This window comes from Neobacillus sp. PS3-12, assembly GCF_030915385.1.
Taxonomy (GTDB): domain Bacteria; phylum Bacillota; class Bacilli; order Bacillales; family Cytobacillaceae; genus JAEVLT01.
Genome location: NZ_CP133268.1, coordinates 1473410 through 1491255, shown reverse-complemented (window position 1 = coordinate 1491255; position 17846 = coordinate 1473410). Strand labels below are relative to the sequence as shown.

The 17846-nt window shown below is 36.9% G+C and carries 19 protein-coding genes, 2 pseudogenes and 1 riboswitch; of the genes and pseudogenes, 20 read left to right on the top strand and 1 reads right to left on the bottom strand.

Annotation, left to right across the window (positions count from 1 at the left end; translation table 11 throughout):
- Positions 1–201: 201 nt before the first annotated feature.
- The 20 genes and pseudogenes from RCG17_RS07725 (at position 202) to RCG17_RS07635 (ending at position 17370) form a co-directional block, all read left to right on the top strand.
- Complete coding sequence (locus RCG17_RS07725) at positions 202–438, top strand: putative ABC transporter permease (RefSeq protein ID WP_308174616.1); 237 nt, start codon at positions 202–204, stop codon at positions 436–438.
- A gap of 75 nt (positions 439–513) precedes the next feature.
- Positions 514–1875: a chloride channel protein gene (locus tag RCG17_RS07720; RefSeq protein ID WP_308174615.1), complete on the top strand. Its 1362-nt coding sequence runs from the start codon at positions 514–516 to the stop codon at positions 1873–1875.
- A gap of 187 nt (positions 1876–2062) precedes the next feature.
- The gene (locus RCG17_RS07715) at positions 2063–2188 is read left to right on the top strand and encodes a hypothetical protein (protein ID WP_308175989.1); all 126 of its coding nucleotides are present in this window, start codon (positions 2063–2065) and stop codon (positions 2186–2188) included.
- Positions 2130–2783, top strand: a complete 654-nt coding sequence (locus RCG17_RS07710) for a YebC/PmpR family DNA-binding transcriptional regulator (RefSeq protein ID WP_308175785.1) — start codon at positions 2130–2132, stop codon at positions 2781–2783. The genes RCG17_RS07715 and RCG17_RS07710 overlap by 59 nt, the downstream gene beginning before the upstream one ends.
- 195 nt (positions 2784–2978) lie before the next feature.
- Positions 2979–3671: a GntR family transcriptional regulator gene (locus RCG17_RS07705; RefSeq protein ID WP_308174614.1), complete on the top strand. Its 693-nt coding sequence runs from the start codon at positions 2979–2981 to the stop codon at positions 3669–3671.
- 159 nt (positions 3672–3830) lie between these two features.
- A complete protein-coding gene (locus tag RCG17_RS07700; RefSeq protein ID WP_308174613.1) occupies positions 3831–4544 on the top strand; it encodes a GntR family transcriptional regulator in 714 nt (237 codons plus the stop codon).
- 332 nt (positions 4545–4876) lie between these two features.
- The gene (locus RCG17_RS07695) at positions 4877–5524 is read left to right on the top strand and encodes a bifunctional 2-keto-4-hydroxyglutarate aldolase/2-keto-3-deoxy-6-phosphogluconate aldolase (RefSeq protein ID WP_308174612.1); all 648 of its coding nucleotides are present in this window, start codon (positions 4877–4879) and stop codon (positions 5522–5524) included.
- Positions 5525–5586: 62 nt separating this feature from the next.
- The gene (gene uxaC / locus RCG17_RS07690) at positions 5587–7005 is read left to right on the top strand and encodes a glucuronate isomerase (protein ID WP_308174611.1); all 1419 of its coding nucleotides are present in this window, start codon (positions 5587–5589) and stop codon (positions 7003–7005) included.
- Positions 7006–7022: 17 nt separating this feature from the next.
- On the top strand, positions 7023–8072 hold the full coding sequence (gene uxuA, locus RCG17_RS07685; RefSeq protein WP_308174610.1) for a mannonate dehydratase: 1050 nt from the start codon (positions 7023–7025) through the stop codon (positions 8070–8072).
- Positions 8073–8094: 22 nt separating this feature from the next.
- Positions 8095–8948, top strand: a pseudogene (locus RCG17_RS07680) (SDR family oxidoreductase).
- Positions 8949–9108: 160 nt separating this feature from the next.
- Entirely contained in the window at positions 9109–10365 is a 1257-nt protein-coding gene (locus RCG17_RS07675) for an ATP-binding protein (protein WP_308174609.1), read from the top strand.
- A 147-nt stretch (positions 10366–10512) separates the two neighbouring features.
- Positions 10513–11016, top strand: coding sequence for a hypothetical protein (locus tag RCG17_RS07670; RefSeq protein ID WP_308174608.1), 504 nt, complete (start codon positions 10513–10515; stop codon positions 11014–11016).
- A gap of 131 nt (positions 11017–11147) precedes the next feature.
- Positions 11148–12566: an MFS transporter gene (locus RCG17_RS07665; protein WP_308174607.1), complete on the top strand. Its 1419-nt coding sequence runs from the start codon at positions 11148–11150 to the stop codon at positions 12564–12566.
- 137 nt (positions 12567–12703) lie between these two features.
- Positions 12704–13003 (top strand): BC1872 family protein, encoded by a 300-nt coding sequence (locus RCG17_RS07660; protein ID WP_308174606.1) that lies wholly within the window; start codon positions 12704–12706, stop codon positions 13001–13003.
- Positions 13004–13134: 131 nt separating this feature from the next.
- A riboswitch (Fluoride riboswitch) is annotated at positions 13135–13196 on the top strand.
- Between the two features lie 66 nt (positions 13197–13262).
- Entirely contained in the window at positions 13263–13682 is a 420-nt protein-coding gene (gene crcB, locus RCG17_RS07655; RefSeq protein WP_308174605.1) for a fluoride efflux transporter CrcB, read from the top strand.
- 2 nt (positions 13683–13684) lie between these two features.
- Complete coding sequence (crcB, locus tag RCG17_RS07650; RefSeq protein ID WP_308174604.1) at positions 13685–14050, top strand: fluoride efflux transporter CrcB; 366 nt, start codon at positions 13685–13687, stop codon at positions 14048–14050.
- A 110-nt stretch (positions 14051–14160) separates the two neighbouring features.
- Entirely contained in the window at positions 14161–15117 is a 957-nt protein-coding gene (gene yiaK, locus RCG17_RS07645) for a 3-dehydro-L-gulonate 2-dehydrogenase (protein ID WP_308174603.1), read from the top strand.
- Positions 15118–15281: 164 nt separating this feature from the next.
- Positions 15282–16682 carry a threonine synthase gene (gene thrC / locus RCG17_RS07640; RefSeq protein WP_308174602.1) on the top strand — a complete coding sequence of 467 codons (1401 nt, stop codon included), beginning with the start codon at positions 15282–15284 and terminating at the stop codon, positions 16680–16682.
- A gap of 171 nt (positions 16683–16853) precedes the next feature.
- A pseudogene (locus RCG17_RS28280) lies at positions 16854–16949 on the top strand (CotG/ExsB N-terminal domain-containing protein); the annotation flags it as partial.
- Positions 16950–17127: 178 nt separating this feature from the next.
- Positions 17128–17370 carry a hypothetical protein gene (locus tag RCG17_RS07635; RefSeq protein WP_308174601.1) on the top strand — a complete coding sequence of 81 codons (243 nt, stop codon included), beginning with the start codon at positions 17128–17130 and terminating at the stop codon, positions 17368–17370.
- A gap of 55 nt (positions 17371–17425) precedes the next feature.
- Here the strand turns inward: RCG17_RS07635 and RCG17_RS07630 are convergent, their stop codons facing one another.
- On the bottom strand, positions 17426–17608 hold the full coding sequence (locus RCG17_RS07630; RefSeq protein WP_308174600.1) for a hypothetical protein: 183 nt from the start codon (positions 17606–17608) through the stop codon (positions 17426–17428).
- Between the last annotated feature and the right edge of the window lie 238 nt (positions 17609–17846).

Below are 17846 nucleotides of genomic sequence, written 5' to 3'. Positions count from 1 at the left end.
AGATACAGGCACCACCTCCTTAGGTTGCAAGGTATGAATCACATCTAATAACATTTTATGAGTACAAAACAGTTTAATGCCTACAATCGTTTTAATTTAAAAAAGCAATTTGTAAAGTTTGGAGATTTGTCACTTACTGTGATGATTTTATTGCTATAGTTTAGATTTAAGGCCAACTTTCTCAAAGGCCCTTTTAAGCCCATGTATGGATTTGTACCCGTTTTACTGCTCTTTTTTATTACCAAGCAAACACGAGGGACGATCGTTTTGTTTTTATGTTTGTTCATTCCAACCTTAGTTGAATATCTGGCAGGAGCTATGATGAAAAAAGTATTTCATCGACCATATTGGGATTATTTCAATATTCCATTCCAGCTGCACGGACATATTTGTTTACCCTTTTCCATTTGCTGGGTAGTGCTTTCATTATATGTATAAAATGGAGCTAACATAGACAATCAAGTTTATTAGTGCTATCTTTTACAAGGATGAAAATGTAAGAGGTGAAAACTCGTGATTCGTACATATATTGAACCACTTGTAATGCTGGCAACATTATTACGGTGGTTTTTTTTTGCAGCATTGACGGGAATCATTGTTGGAACTGGTACAAGTTTATTTTTACACGCCCTTTACTTTTTTTATGATAAAACCGAAAGTATTCCTCTTTATCTCCATATGATTCTATTGCCAATTGGAGGAGTTCTTAACGGTCTGATTATTCATTATGGTTATCGTCATCTTGCAGGAGGAATGAAGGACTCAACGATTGCAGCTGTTCATCAACAGTCAGGTTTATTGCCATATAAAACATTTCTATTAAAACCTTTAGCAGCAATTATTACATTAGCTTCTGGCGGGTCCGCTGGAAAAGAAGGTCCTTGTTCACACATTGGAGGTACTCTTGCTTCCTGGTTTGGGCAATTGATCCATTTGACTCCGGAATTACAAAAGCGGATTGTCGCATGCGGGGTAAGTGCAGGCTTTGCCAGTGTATTTGGAACCCCGATTGCCAGGGCAATTTACGGAGTTGAGGTATTAACAATTGGCCGTCTCCGTTATGATTTTATTTTTCCAGCTGTAATAGCGGGCATCTCTTCCTTTGAGGTTAGTAAACTGTGGAGACTTTCCTATACCTATTATCCTGTTAGTATTTCCTCTCATTTTTCGGAAATATTATTTCTCAAAATGATTCTGATCGGACTTATTTGTGGACTTATCGCATGGCTGTTTATTGAGTTATTCGAGAATGTGCGGCTTCTATTTCGGGTAACCCAGCAGCGTTTTAATATTTGGCCCCCGTTGATGCCTTTTTTGGGTGGTCTGATTTTGTCCCTTCTTATTCTAATTCTTCCATCAGATTATTTGGGATTAAGCCTTCCTATTATGGATCGTGCACTTGCTGGTGACCATGTCCCGTATGAAGGTTTTGTTTGGAAGGCACTTTTTGTGGCGATAACTTTAGGATCAGGCTTTTATGGTGGAATTGTAACTCCTCAGTTTGTGATTGGAGCGATATCTGGAAATGTGTTAGCGAGTTTGCTTGGAATGGATCCTGCATTGGGTGCTGCAATAGGAATGGTAGCAGTAGTTGCATCTGCTTCTAATACTCCGATAGCAGCAATTTTTATGGGCTATGAGCTATTTGGTAGTTTAACAGGCGTATATGTGGTGGGTGCTTGTATTACCGCATACATCATAATCGGGCATAGAAGTGTTTACCCGGATCAGCTGGTTGCATATCCAAAATCATTATGGATGAGCCTTCAGCCGGGTATTCCGCTGGAAAATGAAAAAATCCATATTTCTTATGGTCTATTACGAAAAATCAAACGCCTTCAACAGAAAAGAAGGCACTCTCGTTTCTATAAATAAGGAGAGTGTACATTACATTTTTTATACATTGACTTTTTACAGATTACCCATTTAAGGTATAATAGACTAGTGTTTCTTTGCATTCATTTATAGGGGTCAGTAGTTTATTTGAAAAAATGTTGTAAAAGCAGTATATTTCATATTAATATTCTTATGTAGATTCAAAGAGGAAAGAGAGTGTTCGTAAATGGGTCGTAAGTGGAATAATATTAAGGAAAAGAAAGCATCAAAAGATGCAAATACAAGCCGTATTTATGCAAAATTTGGAGTCGAAATTTATGTGGCTGCCAAGCAAGGCGTTTCCGGATCCTGAAGGAAATCAAGCTTTAAAATTCGTACTTGAGCGTGCTAAAACATACAATGTACCGAAACATATTATTGACCGTGCAATTGAAAAAGCAAAAGGTGGAGCAGAAGAAAGCTATTCTGAGCTTCGGTATGAAGGCTTTGGTCCAAGCGGATCGATGGTCATTGTCGATGCTTTAACGAATAACGTAAACCGAACAGCGTCGGATGTTCGTGCTGCTTTTGGTAAAAATGGCGGAAACATGGGAGTAAGTGGTTCGGTAGCTTATATGTTCGATGCAACGGCTGTTATTGGGGTTGAAGGAAAAACAGCAGATGATGTGCTAGAACTTTTAATGGAAGCAGATGTTGACGTTCGTGACATCCTAGAAGAAGATGATTCTGTTATTGTATATGCTGAACCTGAGCAATTCCATGCTGTTCAAGAGGCTTTCAAGAGTGCAGGAATTACGGAATTTACTGTTGCTGAATTAACAATGCTTGCGCAAAGTGAAGTGACTCTTCCAGAAGATGCACAAGCAAAATTTGAGAAAATGATTGATGTGTTAGAAGATTTAGATGATGTTCAACGCGTTTATCATAATGTTGATTTAGGCGAATAATTAAATACTTCCTTGTAAAAAACAGACTTTTGGTTTAAACAAAGAGTCTGTTTTTTTATTTTGTTTCAACGTTTATTGTATAAACTCCAAAAGTATTCTGTATTTATTTGTTACTTTTGTGGTATTTGCTTTGAACAACGAATGAGTGTTATTATTTGGAAAAATATTTCCAATAAAATGATCGGGGGTGTGTTAATGATACTGACTGTTACGAAGAGATTATCGGGTGAGAATAATAAGGATTATGCTTACAGAATAATTAAAGAAGGAATTATGTCCTTGGAACTAAAACCAGGGCAAGCAATTAGTGAAATCGAATTAGCAGAAACCTTAAATCTTTCACGGACACCAATCAGAGAGGTCCTTGCTAAACTAAGGGAAGAAAATTTAGTAGTCGTTATTCCTCAAGTAGGCACTTATATAACGAAAATAGAACTTCAATTAGTAAAAGAAGCGTCATTTATGAGGTTTTACCTGGAACAAGAAATAATAAAACAATCTTGTGATTCTTTTCCTCTGGAAAACTTATTCGAACTGAAAAAGAATGTGGAACTTCAGAAAGCGTTGATCGGCAGCAAAGGTATGGAAAGGGACTTTCATAAATTAGATAACAACTTTCACCTTACGATCTTTCAAGGAAACAAGATGGAAAACGTTTGGGCAGCCATTACTCGTTTAAGTACGCATTATAATCGGATTAGGCTGCTGTCAGAAATGAAGTATAGTTTTGAAAAAGCCATCTCTGAACATGAAACCATTATGGACATTATCGAAAATAAAGAATCAGAAAGGGTAGAAGAGATTGTCAGGAAGCATATTCTCGAACCGATGCCACTTTGGGCAAGCTTATTTCAAGAAGGCAGTCCATACTTAAATTATTTTAAATAAAGAAAACTAATATCCACTAAACAGGATATTAGTTTTCTTTATTCTGAAGAGTAACTATTTTCCTTTTCTAGAATACTAGTATTGAAGAAACAAATAGAGCATGATATGATGAAAAAAAAAACGATTTTTGAATGGTTTTATTATGGGGAGTGTACCATCATGTTGACGGTGTCTGCAAGATTACCTGGGGAAAATAATAAAGATTATTCCTATAGAGTGGTAAAAGAAGCGATTATGTCGCTGGAATTACAGCCAGGAAAATCACTAAGTGAAATTGAGCTGGCGGAAGCACTAAACCTTTCCCGAACACCTATAAGAGAAGTAATGGCGAAATTAAGGGAAGAGCATTTGGTAGAAGTTTTTCCACAAGTGGGAACTTATATTTCTAAAATTAAACCACAATTGGTAGAAGAAGCTTCCTTTATGCGTTTTTATCTGGAAAAAGAAGTCCTGAAACTTGCATGTGAGTCTTTTCCATATGAAAACCTTTTAGAGTTAAAAAAGAACGTTGCACTCCAAAAAGAGTTGATCGGTCATAAAGGTGTAGAACAAGAATTTCATAAATTGGATACAAATTTTCATCATATTATTTATCAAGGTAATAAGAAAGAAAATGTATGGGCTGCAATAACCCGTTTAAGTACACACTATAATCGTGTCCGATTACTTTCAGAAATAGAACAAAGTTTTGAACGAGCTATTGCTCAACATGAACGATTTATCCAAATTATTGAAAATAAAGAAGTGCAAAAAGTAGATGAAGTTGTAAAGGAACACATACTAGATCCCATTAAAACCTGGGAAGTTTTGTATAGTGACGATAGTCCATACTTAGATTACTTTGAAAAAATGCCGGCATTCCTATTAAAATAGGAAGCCGTTTTTTTTGTTAAATTAGTTATTATTTCAAATGTACGTATCTGAAATCGGAACGTTCTTATGAAAGCGGTAAAAAAATTTTATATAAAGGCTATTTTATACTAGAAATAAGCATTTATTTATGCTAGTATACAAGCATACAAGAAAATGGAAGTGATAAAAAAATACCGTTATTAAGCTGTTTTTCGTTCAAGTATTGTAAGTATATTTTGGCATATGGGAAACAACCTAACGATGTATTCCTAACGAGCTTTTATTAAAAGCAAAAATGAACTTAATGTAAGTTAAATTGAGTTTTGAAAATAAAAAAGGCCAGGTGATAAAGGATGTTACAAAAATACGAAGTACTAAATGAGATGCATAAAGGGTATTTAGTGGCAGTAATCCGCGGTAAAAACAAAGAAGACGCAGTTGAAATATCGAAGCAGGTATTTAAAGGTGGGATTCGTTCTCTTGAGGTTACCTTTTCAACACCAGGAGCTGAAGATGCAATTGCTGAACTTTCTCGGCTTGGAGAGCCGCAAATGATTGTTGGGGCCGGAACTGTTTTAGACGAGGAAACTGCAAGAATCGCAATCATGAAAGGTGCAAGGTATGTGGTTAGTCCGCACTTTGATGGTTCCATTGCCACCATGTGCAATCGTTATTCAATCCCGTATTTACCAGGCTGCGGCTCAGTAACTGAAATCATGCAAGCACTAACTTTCGGTGTTGATGTCTGCAAGCTTTTTCCAGGGAGCCTCTTGGGGCCTTCGTTTATTAAAGATGTCAAAGGACCAATCCCACATGTGCAATTAATGCCATCTGGCGGAGTAAGCCTAGACAATATTGATAAGTGGGTCAATAACGGAGCGTTTGCTGTTGGAATTGGCAGTGCTCTTACAAAAGGTGTGACAGCCGATGATTACAGTTCAGTTCAAAAAGTTGCCAGTCAGTTTATGGATAAGTTAGCTTCCATAAATGCAACACAATAAGAAAACTTCATGAGCGAAATGTTTAAATAAATGATTCGACGTCATTAGAAAGGGTGTTTAATTTGGGAACGTTTATACATGAGAACTTTATGTTGAGTAATAAAACAGCCGTTGATTTGTATCATAGATATGCAAAGAAAATGCCGATTTATGATTATCATTGTCACTTATCTCCGAAGGAAATAGCTGAAAATAAAAAGTTTAAAAATATAACAGAGCTTTGGCTGTATGGTGACCATTATAAATGGAGAGGAATGAGGGCACACGGTATCGATGAGCGCTATATTACGGGAGATGCCAGTGATGAAGATAAGTTTAAGGCGTGGGCCGAAACGGTGCCGTATACAGTAGGAAATGCCCTGTATCACTGGACACATATTGAGTTAAAAAAGTACTTTGGAATCGAAGAATTGCTCAATGGTGATAGTTGGGAAAGAATCTATAACCAGTGTAATGAGCTTTTAAGTCAAGATGATTATACTGTACAAAACTTAATTAAACGCTCGAATGTAAAAATAATTTGTACAACAGATGATCCAACAGATGACCTTTATTATCATGAGCAAATCAAAGAGCAAAAAGATTTTGGTGTAACCGTGCTCCCAACCTTCCGTCCTGATAAAGGTGTAGAAATTAATAAAGAGACCTTTGTTGAATTTGTAAAAAGAATAGAGAAGGTAACGAATAAGACGATTTCCTCATTTGCTGAATATTTACAAGCACTTGAAGAAAGAGTTCAATACTTCCACGACCACGGCTGTCGGATTTCTGATCATGGTATTGCTGAGATCCCATTTGCTGCTTTTGAAGAAAGTGAATTAGATCCTATTTTCCAAGCAGGCCGTGCTGGTAAACAAGTAAGTAGAGAAGAGGAAATGAAATTTAAAACAGCGATTCTCTTGCATCTTGCCAAGTGCCTTAAAAAACGGGACTGGGCCATGCAAATACATTTTGGGGCAATTCGAAATAATAATGAAAAAATGTTTAGAAAGCTAGGTCCTGATACTGGATTTGATTCAATCAGCGACCAAGGTGAAGTAGCTGAACCATTAAATAGGTTGCTAAATACTTTGGAACTAGAAGATGCGCTTCCAAAAATGGTTATTTACAATCTTAACCCTGTTTACAATGATTTGATTGGCAGTACAATTCAAAATTTCCAGACAAATAATGAAGGAATTGCCGGGAAGATTCAATTTGGTTCTGGCTGGTGGTTTAATGATACAAAGCCAGGTATGATCAGACAAATGTCTGCTTTAGCTGATCAAGCGCTGCTTGCCCATTTTGTTGGTATGCTTACAGACTCTAGAAGCTTTATCTCATACAGCCGTCATGAATATTTCCGCCGAATTTTATGTGATTTAATCGGATCATGGGTTGAAGATGGTGAAGTTCCAAATGACCAGGCACTATTAGAAAGACTTATTACGGATATCTGTTATAACAATGCAAAAAATTACTTTAGCATGGAAGTTCAATAACAAGGAGGAATAAGACAATGGAAATGGGTTTTCGTTGGTATGGACCAAGTGATTCAATCTCGCTGGAATATATTCGTCAAATTCCAGGGATGAAAGGAATTGTCACAGCTATTTATGACATTCCAGTTGGTGAGTCATGGCCTTTAGAAAAAATACAAGAATTAAAAAAGACGGTTGAAGATGGTGGACTGCACATTTCCGTTATTGAAAGTGTGCCTGTTCATGAGGATATTAAAATCGGCCTTCCAACTCGTGATAAATACATTGAAAACTATAAGGAAACAATCCGCAACCTTGGAAAAGCCGGTATTCCAGTTATTTGCTATAACTTTATGCCGATTTTTGACTGGACTCGATCACAGTTGGATTACCGTTTACCTGATGGATCAACAGCTTTAATTTTTGAAGAATCAGTTGTTGACAAAATGGATCCGTTAACAGGGGAATTATCACTTCCCGGCTGGGATACAAGCTATAAAAAAGAAGAACTTCAAACGTTGTTTGATCATTATAAAAATGTGGACCATGAGAAATTATGGGAAAATCTTGAGTATTTCTTAAAAGAAATTATCCCAGTTGCCGATGAAGCAAATGTCAAAATGGCCATCCATCCGGATGATCCGCCATGGGATATCTTTGGTCTTCCACGTATTATTACGAATAAAGAAAATCTGGAAAGATTTATTGGTCTTGTAGACAGCCCTAATAACGGCTTAACTATGTGCAGCGGCTCGCTCGGTTCCGATCCAAAAAACGATTTTCCTGAAATGCTGCGCTATTTTGGTAAGAAAGGCCGCGTTCACTTTGTCCATGCCCGTAATGTTAAGCATACAGGCGGAAGATCCTTTCAAGAATCAGGCCACCTGTCAGCAAATGGTTCCATTGATATGTATGAAGTAATCCGTGCAATGGCAGATTTTGATTACAATGGACCAATCCGTCCTGACCATGGTCGTATGATTTGGGGAGAAACTGGAAAACCAGGATACGGATTATACGATAGGGCATTAGGTGCGACATATCTGAATGGTCTATGGGAAGCAGAACAAAAAAGTAGAAAGCGTTAATGTCCTGGAGGAGGAAAATAAAATGACAGTTCCGTTTAAAGTGAATTTAACAAATAAAGTAGCAGTGGTAACTGGCGGCGGCGGTGTACTAGGATCATACTTTGCAAAAGCTTTAGCAGAATGCGGAGCAAAGGTTGCTATTCTTGACCTTAACCAAGAACCAGCTGATCGAGTGGCTAAAGAGATTAAAGAAGCAGGCGGACAAGCTATTGGTGTGGCAGCAAATGTATTAGATCGAGAAGCACTTGAAAAAGCAAAAGAAATCGTCGAAAAAGAACTTGGAACATGCGATATTCTTCTAAACGGTGCAGGAGGAAACAACCCTCGTGGTACTACAGACGATGAGTTCTATAATGCAGAAGAAGTGAAGAAAAACCCTGAATTAAAAACATTTTTTGAGCTTGATCCTAAAGGTGTAGGCTTCGTTTTTGATTTAAACTTCTTAGGAACTTTACTGCCTTCTCAAGTGTTTGCTAAAGCAATGGTTGGGAAAAAAGGAAGCGTGATTATCAACGTATCATCTATGAATGCTTATACACCATTAACGAAGATTCCTGCATATAGCGGTGCAAAAGCTGCAATTAGCAACTTTACACAATGGCTTGCTGTATATTTTGCAAAAGCAGGTATTCGTGTAAACGCAATTGCTCCTGGATTTTTAGTAACAAAACAAAATGAAAAATTATTATTCAATGAAGACGGTACTCCAACTGCCAGAACCGGAAAATTCTTGGCAGTACACCAATGGACCGTTTTGGTGAGCCAGAAGAGCTCATTGGCGGCTTATTGTTCTTAGCAAGTGAAGAGGCAGCAAGCTTCATAACTGGTGTTGTTCTTCCAATCGATGGCGGATTTTCTTCATATGCAGGAGTATAAGTAAGATTAGCTTCCATTGCAAAAGATATTCACATGAAAAATGATGTATACCCTAAATGACTAAGTGGAAAAAAGCAGATTCTTGTCAGTCTGCTTTTTTCTATTATCAATTCCATCATAATAGCTTATAATGAATGCAATTGTGTAGTGGAGGCCTCTTATGGAAAGTACTTCGCATTTGTTAGTAAATCTTTTGGTTATATTAGTAGGATTACTCTTGCTCCAATCTAGGATCAGTCATCTGCAACCCGAACAAACCCATACAAAAATAATCATGTTTATTTGTTTAACTTTTACGATTTCCTTTTGTATGTTATTTCCGTTTAAGTTTGCTGGCGGAATCATATTTGATTTACGTCTTGTACCGTTTGTTCTTGGGTGTTTATATGCTGGAAGAGTTACTAGAATCTGGATGGTTATTTTAATAATTGTTTTACGTTTAACTAACGGAACTGAGCATGCATGGTTTGCGATTATGAATATAATTATCTTTTATTTTGTTATCATAAAATGCCGCATCGTATATGATGAATGCTCGAAATTATGGAAAAATGTCATTACAACATCTTTAATGATCTTTATGTCAGTTTGGACCTTAGCAGGTGTTAAATTATTATTTGATTTGCCAGTTACACTTCCAATTTCTATTTCATATATTGGGATTCAAACTGGAGGCATGTTCATCGTTGGATATATGGTTGAATCAATAAGAGAACAGCAAATGGTTTTTCGCAGACTCGTTCGAATGGAAAAAATGGAAGTCGCTAGCCACTTAGCTGCCAGTATCTCGCATGAAATTCGTAATCCATTGACTTCCACCCGAGGATTTCTGCAATTGTTGTCAGAATCAAAGGAAATTCCAAATCATATTAAGGATTACATAACGATTGCCACAAATGAACTAGACCATGCTGAAGGCATCATTCGCGATTATCTTACGTTTGCGAAGCCTTCACCTGAAAATTTTGAGTCTTTAATGGTACAAACTGAAATTGAAAAGGCGTTACGGATTATTGACCCACTGGCAAAAATGAACCATGTGGAAATAGTTTCTAATTTATGTACTTGCTCTATTAAAGGAAATCCTGGCATGTTTCAGCAAGTTCTCATTAACATTATTAAAAATGGAATTGAAGCCATGCAATCAGGTGGTACTCTTACAATCCGTTGTCATAAGGACAAATTGAATGTAAATATTACGATTTCGGATGAAGGAGTGGGGATGACTGCACAACAAAAAAGCAGGCTTGGAGAGCCTTATTTTACAACAAAAGGTGCTAAAGGTACAGGTCTGGGTATGATGGTTGTATTTCGTATTGTTGAAAGCATGAATGGAAAAATACAAATAGATAGTAAACAAGGAATCGGAACAAGCATTAAACTTCAATTTCCTCTGAGTGCAGACGAGAAATGTTAAAGGGAATAAATAAATAATTTTGGGCAAAAGTATGTATACAAGTTAATATTCCTAATTTAGTTTATTCCATGAGTGCCACCTAATTATCAGAGTTGTTTAATTGCTCGCATGGTGGTAGTGCTCTTGTAAAACTGCGGGGGTGTTTTAGTGAAAAGCTCAAAATTATTTTTAATATCTATGTTAATTCTTTCGTGGTTAACTTTACCCTTTTTAGGTAAGAATGCTCTGAAAAAATATTTACCATCTGCAATTTTTATCTCTGTCTTGACCAAATTCTTAGATAAATTTGGTGAAAGAAAAAAATGGTGGCACTTTTATAAAGGGATTTCTCCTTTAGATAGTATGGATTTTTTTAATTTTGGTCCATACTTCGCTACAAGTCTTTGGATGTTAAAATTATTTTACGGGAAATTTTGGGTTTTCTTAGTGTCTAATACAATTCTTCAAGTTGTTTTTATTTATTTAGGTTTAAAATATGTTAAACGTTTTAGAATCCTTTCCTTAGTGTTTTTAACAAAATTTCAATACTTAGTAATCGATATCTTTCGTGCAATCCTTCTCTATTCTTTTCAATGGACAAAGGATAAATTGCCAATTTTTATAAAAGATATTCAAAATAAAAAAACATCTTTTAATGAGAATAATTCCTAAACTTTTTCCTAAAGCAGGAGACCAGATATTTTAAAATCGGTGTCCTGCTTTTTTATGTAAAAACAGGTAAAATATTATTCAGGAAAAAGATACATAAGAGATTTTCGATTATAAATGAAAGAAGGGAGAAAATGTTTGATAACCTGAAAAGTAAAGCTAATTACCGGTGGTATGTTTTAGCTACCGTTTCGGTCGGAACCTTCATGTCTACCTTAGACAGCAGTATTGTAAACGTAGCTCTGCCAACTATTTCTGGCAGCCTTCATTCCCAGCTTTCTACTTTGCAATGGGTGGTTACTTCATATCTTTTAACCATTTCAAGCCTTTTACCGGTTTTTGGCCGAACGGCAGATTTGTTAGGAAGGAAAAAGATCTATTCCTTAGGTTTTTTAATTTTTACACTTGGCTCGATCCTGTGCGGCTTAGCAACAAATATTTGGTTTCTAGTTGGAACTCGAGTGCTGCAGGCTATTGGTGCTTCCATGCTAATGGCCAATAGCGCAGCTATCATCACCGCTACTTTCCCTGCTGAAGAACGAGGTAAGGCCCTCGGCTTAACTGGTACAGTTGTTGCCCTTGGAAGTCTAACTGGTCCTGCCCTTGGGGGACTCCTAATTGGTTTCCTCAACTGGAGGGCCATATTCTATATTAATTTACCCATTGGAATTATAGGTTTTCTTGCAGCTAGGTGGATTCTGCCTGTCGATGAAATAAGGAAAGGTCAAGAAAGCTTTGATTTTACAGGAGCATTAGCTTTTACAGCCGGGATGGTCTGTTTGCTTTTAGGAATCAATAATGGTGAAAGCTGGGGCTGGTCCAGTTTCCCGATCCTGATTAGCCTATTACTAGGTGTGGCATTGTTGATGCTCTTCATCCGTACTGAACGGAATGTTAAGCACCCTATGATTGATTTATCCATGTTTCGTAATCGTCCATTCTTAATCGGAAATCTCGCTGGCTGGCTATCATTTGTTGCGATGTTTGCGAACAACATGCTTTTACCTTTTTATCTACAGCATATTTTAGACTATACCCCGACACAAGTTGGTTTATTGATGACGGTTTTTCCAATCACTATGGCCATTATCGCACCACTCAGCGGTCATACCTCCGATAAATTTGGACCGATTGCGCTTACCACTAGCGGTTTAGTTCTAACGAGTCTTGGCTTGCTTTATTACTCCATGCTTTCAGCGTCAGCCCATTTTTATCAAGTAATTCCTGGTGCATTTTTGATGGGATTAGGGGCCGGCATGTTTCAATCACCTAATAATAGCTCTGTCATGAGTTCGGTACCTAAACCAAAGCTTGGGATTGCAGGTGGAATAAACAGCTTAGTTCGAAATTTGGGCATGGTTTCAGGAATTGCTCTTTCAGTTTCCTTATTTGAAGCTTGGGGCGGTGTAACAAACCCGAAACCCGGACAAACAGCTGCTTTTATGTCTGCCTATCATGGGGTAATGCTATTAGCGATGGGAATCGCTCTTGTTGGAGCAGTTATTTCTTTAAATCGTAAAAGTTACGCAAAAGCTGAAAATAAAGCTTCATAGAGAATTTGATGAAAAAACTGTCAAAAATGATAGTTTTTTCTTTTCTAATCATTCAAAATTAGTGATCATTTATATAGGATAGAAATCATGAAAATGGTAAAATATAAAAATCTAGAGAAAAGGGGCAATTAGGAATAATGAACCAAGTAGAAGTTATAGCACGCAGAATACTAGGATGGAAATTGAATAGATGGGATCGATGGTATGACCCTGAAAAGGAAGTTTTCATTAATGAATTTAATCCCGAGCAAAACTTAGAGCATGCGATGCTTATCGTTGAAAAATTAAAACAGTTTGGATTTATTTATAAAGTAAATGGAGATACAGATGTTTGCTTTAATGATGCATGCGCAAGCGGCACAACACATGCTGAAGCAATAACAAACGCAGCCTTTTTAATTGCTGAGAACCCCTCAGTACCTGATGAATGGTTGTAGAAACGTCTTCAAGGCTTCAAACTCAGCGCGTCTGAAAGTCGCCTTAAGTAATGTTAATTATTTGTCCACTTTATTCTAATAATTTAACAATTACCTATTGATTAAGTATCTTTTTTAGTTATACTTAAAATAGTTGAATCGGCGATGGAGTTCGCCATAAACCGTCAATGTGACTAATGACTCCTACCAGTATTTTATTAATTACTGGTAGGAGTCTGTTTTATTTTAGAGGGAAAAAATAGGAATGGAGGGATATTCATTGAATGTAATAGCTGTTGGAATCGGTGGATTTATAGGAGCGATTGTACGATATTCTATTGGAAAAGTAATTTTTATTAGGTCAGGCTTTCCACTAGCTACCTTATTGATTAATCTTTTAGGTTGTTTATTCTTAGCATGGTTTTTTACGATAACAGCAAAACGTGTAAAGATGGACCCTAACTTAAAATTAGCGATCGGAACAGGATTTACGGGAGCCTTTACAACTTTTTCAACTTTTTCGGTAGAAACGTTAAATTTGTTAAAAAACGAACAATATGGGTTTGCTTTATTTTATGTATTGGCAAGCATATTCGGGGGGATCGGATTAGCTTTACTTGGAGCGAAATTTGCCTCCTTAAATGTTAAAGCGACTACATTAGATGTTGAACCCGAAACTCAAACGGAAGGGGAGTCATAATCATGCTATTTGTAGGTATAGGGGGAATTTTGGGCGCAATTACTCGATTTTTACTTGGGAAATGGATCGCAAATAAGGTAACCAGTACAATTCCTGTTGGTACATGGTTTATTAATATAAGTGGATCATTTATCCTTGGCCTTCTTGCTTTTTTGCATATGGGAGGTAAAATTCAAGATTGGGAGTGGCTGTTAATTGGTACTGGTTTTCTTGGAGCCTATACCACCTTCTCAACATTTGGATATGAAACCATCCAAATGCTGCAAAGTAAAAAAAATAAACTTGCTTTCTATTATGTCACTTCATCCGTTTTGTTAGGGGTTCTTTTTGCCTGGATTGGCAGTCTATTCGGAAAAGTTCTTTCCTAATCCTATTTTGGCTTGTCTTATTATAATTGTTGAAAAATGAATGGATGTATAATTCTTATATTTATTATAGGAGAGGTTTATCATGCGTGTACCGTATAATGAAATGAAAAATGAGTTTAAAAGGGTTTGAATCAGAAAAAGCGGAGATCGCATCAACGATCATTGCTGATAACAGCTGTGATGGGGTGTATTCCCATGGACTGAACAGATTTCCTGTAATAATTAAATTAGTTGATGAAGGAGTGATTAATCCGCATACGCAGCCTGTGAAACTGAATAGCATGGGTGCACTTGAACAGTGGGATGGACAGTTGGGTTTCGGTCCAATAAATGCGTCAATTGCCATGAACAGAGCTGTTGAACTGTCAGGAGAGTACGGTTTGGGATGTGTTGCACTTAAAAACACGACCCACTGGCTTCGCGGAGGTACATATGGATTGATATCTGCTAACGCAGGTTGTATAGGTATTTGCATGACAAACACATTTCCCAATATGCCGCCATGGGGTGGCACCGAAAGCCGCTTGGGTAACAATCCCTTAATTATATCTATTCCACAAAAAAATGGCAGGCACGTATTATTGGATATGGCGCAGTCTCAATTCTCATTTGGAAAACTGCAGACTTATTCCCTTGCCGGAAAGAGACTGCCAGTTATGGGAGGATATGATGCAGATGGGGATATCACTGATGACCCAAATGCGATATTAAATGGCGGAGAAGTTCTTCCGATGGGTTTTTGGAAGGGGTCGGGCCTATCTATAGCCATTGACATGGTGGTTTCAGCACTATCAGTTGGGAGATCTACTTTTGATTTGAGGATAGACAGGCAGGATACAGGAATCTCTCAGGTGTTTATCGCCATAAACCCTGTTGCCTATGCGGGTAAGGATTATGCTGATACATATATTGCAAATATGTCTGAGTATATTAAGACAACATCAAAGATGGCTGGAGTAAGTGATATTCTTTATCCTGGCGAGAGGGTTGTGAAGGAGCGTGAGGTAAACCTTAGGGATGGAATACCGGTAAATCCTGAAATCTGGGAAACAGTGTTGAAAATATAATACAAAGGAATAATTTTAGGATAAGGAATTAAATTCCTAATGCATTCTTCATTTTTAAAGTTGACAAGTCTAAAATAAAAAGTCAAAATATATTGAATATATTAACTAACATCTAATATTACGGTACTATAATAATAAGTTTATTTTATTAATGGAGGATCATTATGAAATTTGTGAGTACACGGGGAAATACAAAGAATATTGGTTTTATTGATGCGGTTTTAATGGGGCTGGCAAATGATGGTGGACTTTTAGTTCCGGAGAAAATCCCGCAAATTCCTGCAGATAAACTGAAAGCAATGGAACAGTTTACTTATCAAGAATTGGCATACGAAATCATTTCCTATTATGTTGATGGTGAAATTCCTGATAATGATCTAAAAAACTTAATTGAGAAAAGTTATTCAACCTTCCGAGATCCTGAAGTAACACCTGTTAAAAAGGTAAGGGATAACATGTATGTGTTGGAACTGTTCCATGGACCAACTTTTGCCTTTAAAGATGTTGCACTGCAATTTTTAGGAAATTTATATGCTTATATATCTAAGACGACAGGTGAAACTATCAATATTCTTGGTGCTACTTCTGGGGATACAGGTGCATCTGCGATTGAAGGTGTAAGAGGAAAAGAAGGTATTCGGATTTGTATTTTGCATCCTGACGGAAAAGTAAGTAAAGTGCAAGAATTACAAATGACGACTGTTTATGATAAAAATGTATTGAATTTAGCAATAAGAGGAACGTTTGATGATGGTCAAAGGATCATCAAGGAAATATTTGCAGATTTAGGTTTCAAAGACCAGTATCACCTAAGGGCAATTAATTCTATTAATTTTGCTCGTATTCTGGCGCAAACCGTGTATTATTTTTATGCCTATTTCCAAGTGGCAAAAGGTAGAGGCGTAAAAAAGGTTAACTTTAGTGTCCCAACTGGAAACTTTGGCGATATCTTTGCCGGGTATCTAGCAAAAAGAATGGGTCTTCCAGTAGATAAGCTTATTGTAGCTACTAACGAGAATAATATCTTGGAAACTTTTATCCAAGATGGAGTTTACAAGCCAGGCGAGTTTCTCAGCACTTACAGTCCTTCAATGGATATCCAAGTTGCAAGTAATTTTGAACGATATCTTTACTACTTGGTTGATGAAAATCCAAACGAGGTGTCTGCCTTCATGATTCAATTCAAATCAGAAGGGAAAATTGTTGTGGGTGCGGAACAGCTTCGTCAAGTTAAAGCGGACTTCGTAGCACATGGGGTAATTGGAAAAGAATGTTTGCAAACAATCAGCAAGTACTATGCTGAAACAAATTATTTACTGGATCCGCATACGGCTTGTGGAGTCGCAGCGTACGAAACATGTAATAAAGACGGAGAGGTTTGTGTCACTCTGGCAACAGCACATCCGGCAAAATTCAATGAATCAATTGAACTTTGTGATATTGAACAGTCATTCCCTGAGGAAATCAGCCAGCTGTTTGATAAACCGCAGTATAAGGAAATTATAGATGCGGACAAAGATGAAATCGCTTGTCTATTAAAGAGTTTTTTTAGTCCTTCCATTTAAATAAAACATGGATAACAAAATTTTAGTTGTTACTACTAAAAGAGTATTTCTCTAATTGGGAAATGCTCTTTTTTTTCATTGGCTTTATATTTTAAAAACAAGCGCTTTCTCTATATCTTAATCATAATATATGGTGCAAAAGAATCAGCGGCTTCTGCTGACAGTTACAAAATGGAGATGATCATGGTGAATACTTTTTCAGGATTGGAGATTCAAGAAGCTGTTAAAAGGGTTGAGAATTTAGGGTTAAGTGAATTTATGCAGCAAGAACCAAGGGGACAACGCTCTAGTCGCAGTTCAAGACAGAGGTTAAGCAGCAGTTCAATCCGCAGCTCTAGTCGGAGGTCGAGACGTAGCAGTAGCTCAAGCAGTAGTTCAAGTAGAAGTTCAAGGCGCAGCTCAAGCAGTAGCTCAAGCAGCAGTTCGAGCACTCATACACGTTTCTTTGTCATATTTAGATCACATCGAAGCAGTTCAAGCCGTCACACAAGAAGTAGATCAAGTCAACGTACTAGAAGCAGTTCAAGCCGTCGTTCAAGAAGTCGTTCCAGCCATTCAAGAAGTAGTTCAAGTCGTCGTTCAAGAAATCGTTCAAGCCGCCGTTTCAGACGCAGTTCCAGCAGCAGCTCAAGTCGTAGGTCAGGTCGTCGATCCAGCCGACGTTAATGAACTTAATCTGATCAAATAGAAATTCTTTGAACAAACAAAAAAGCGGGGCATTTTCCCGCTTTTCCATTTAAAATCTATCGGTTTGTAATGATTTCACCTTTTACCTCATACGTACCTGCTTCAACACCACAGTGAGGGCATTTATTATTCTGTTCTTTGCATTCATCACAAAAATATTTTTTACAACCGCTGCATTGATATATTTTCGTATGTGGATTTTCACAGAAGCAGTTTCGACAAATTACATAACTATCCATGTTTATTCCCCCTAAGAAAATAAATGCTTTAATAAAACAATGATATTGAATTTTCAATTTTATTTTACTACTCTTTCTTAAGGTTTTCAAAATCTAGAATGTCTTGCGATCAATCTTATAGATTACAACATAGTGAAAAATCCAGATTATGTTAAAATATTTCAAAAGTGATAATGTTTTTAAATATGGTCCTTGGGTTGATATAATGCTATAATAATAGTGTTTGTATTGTTAATCA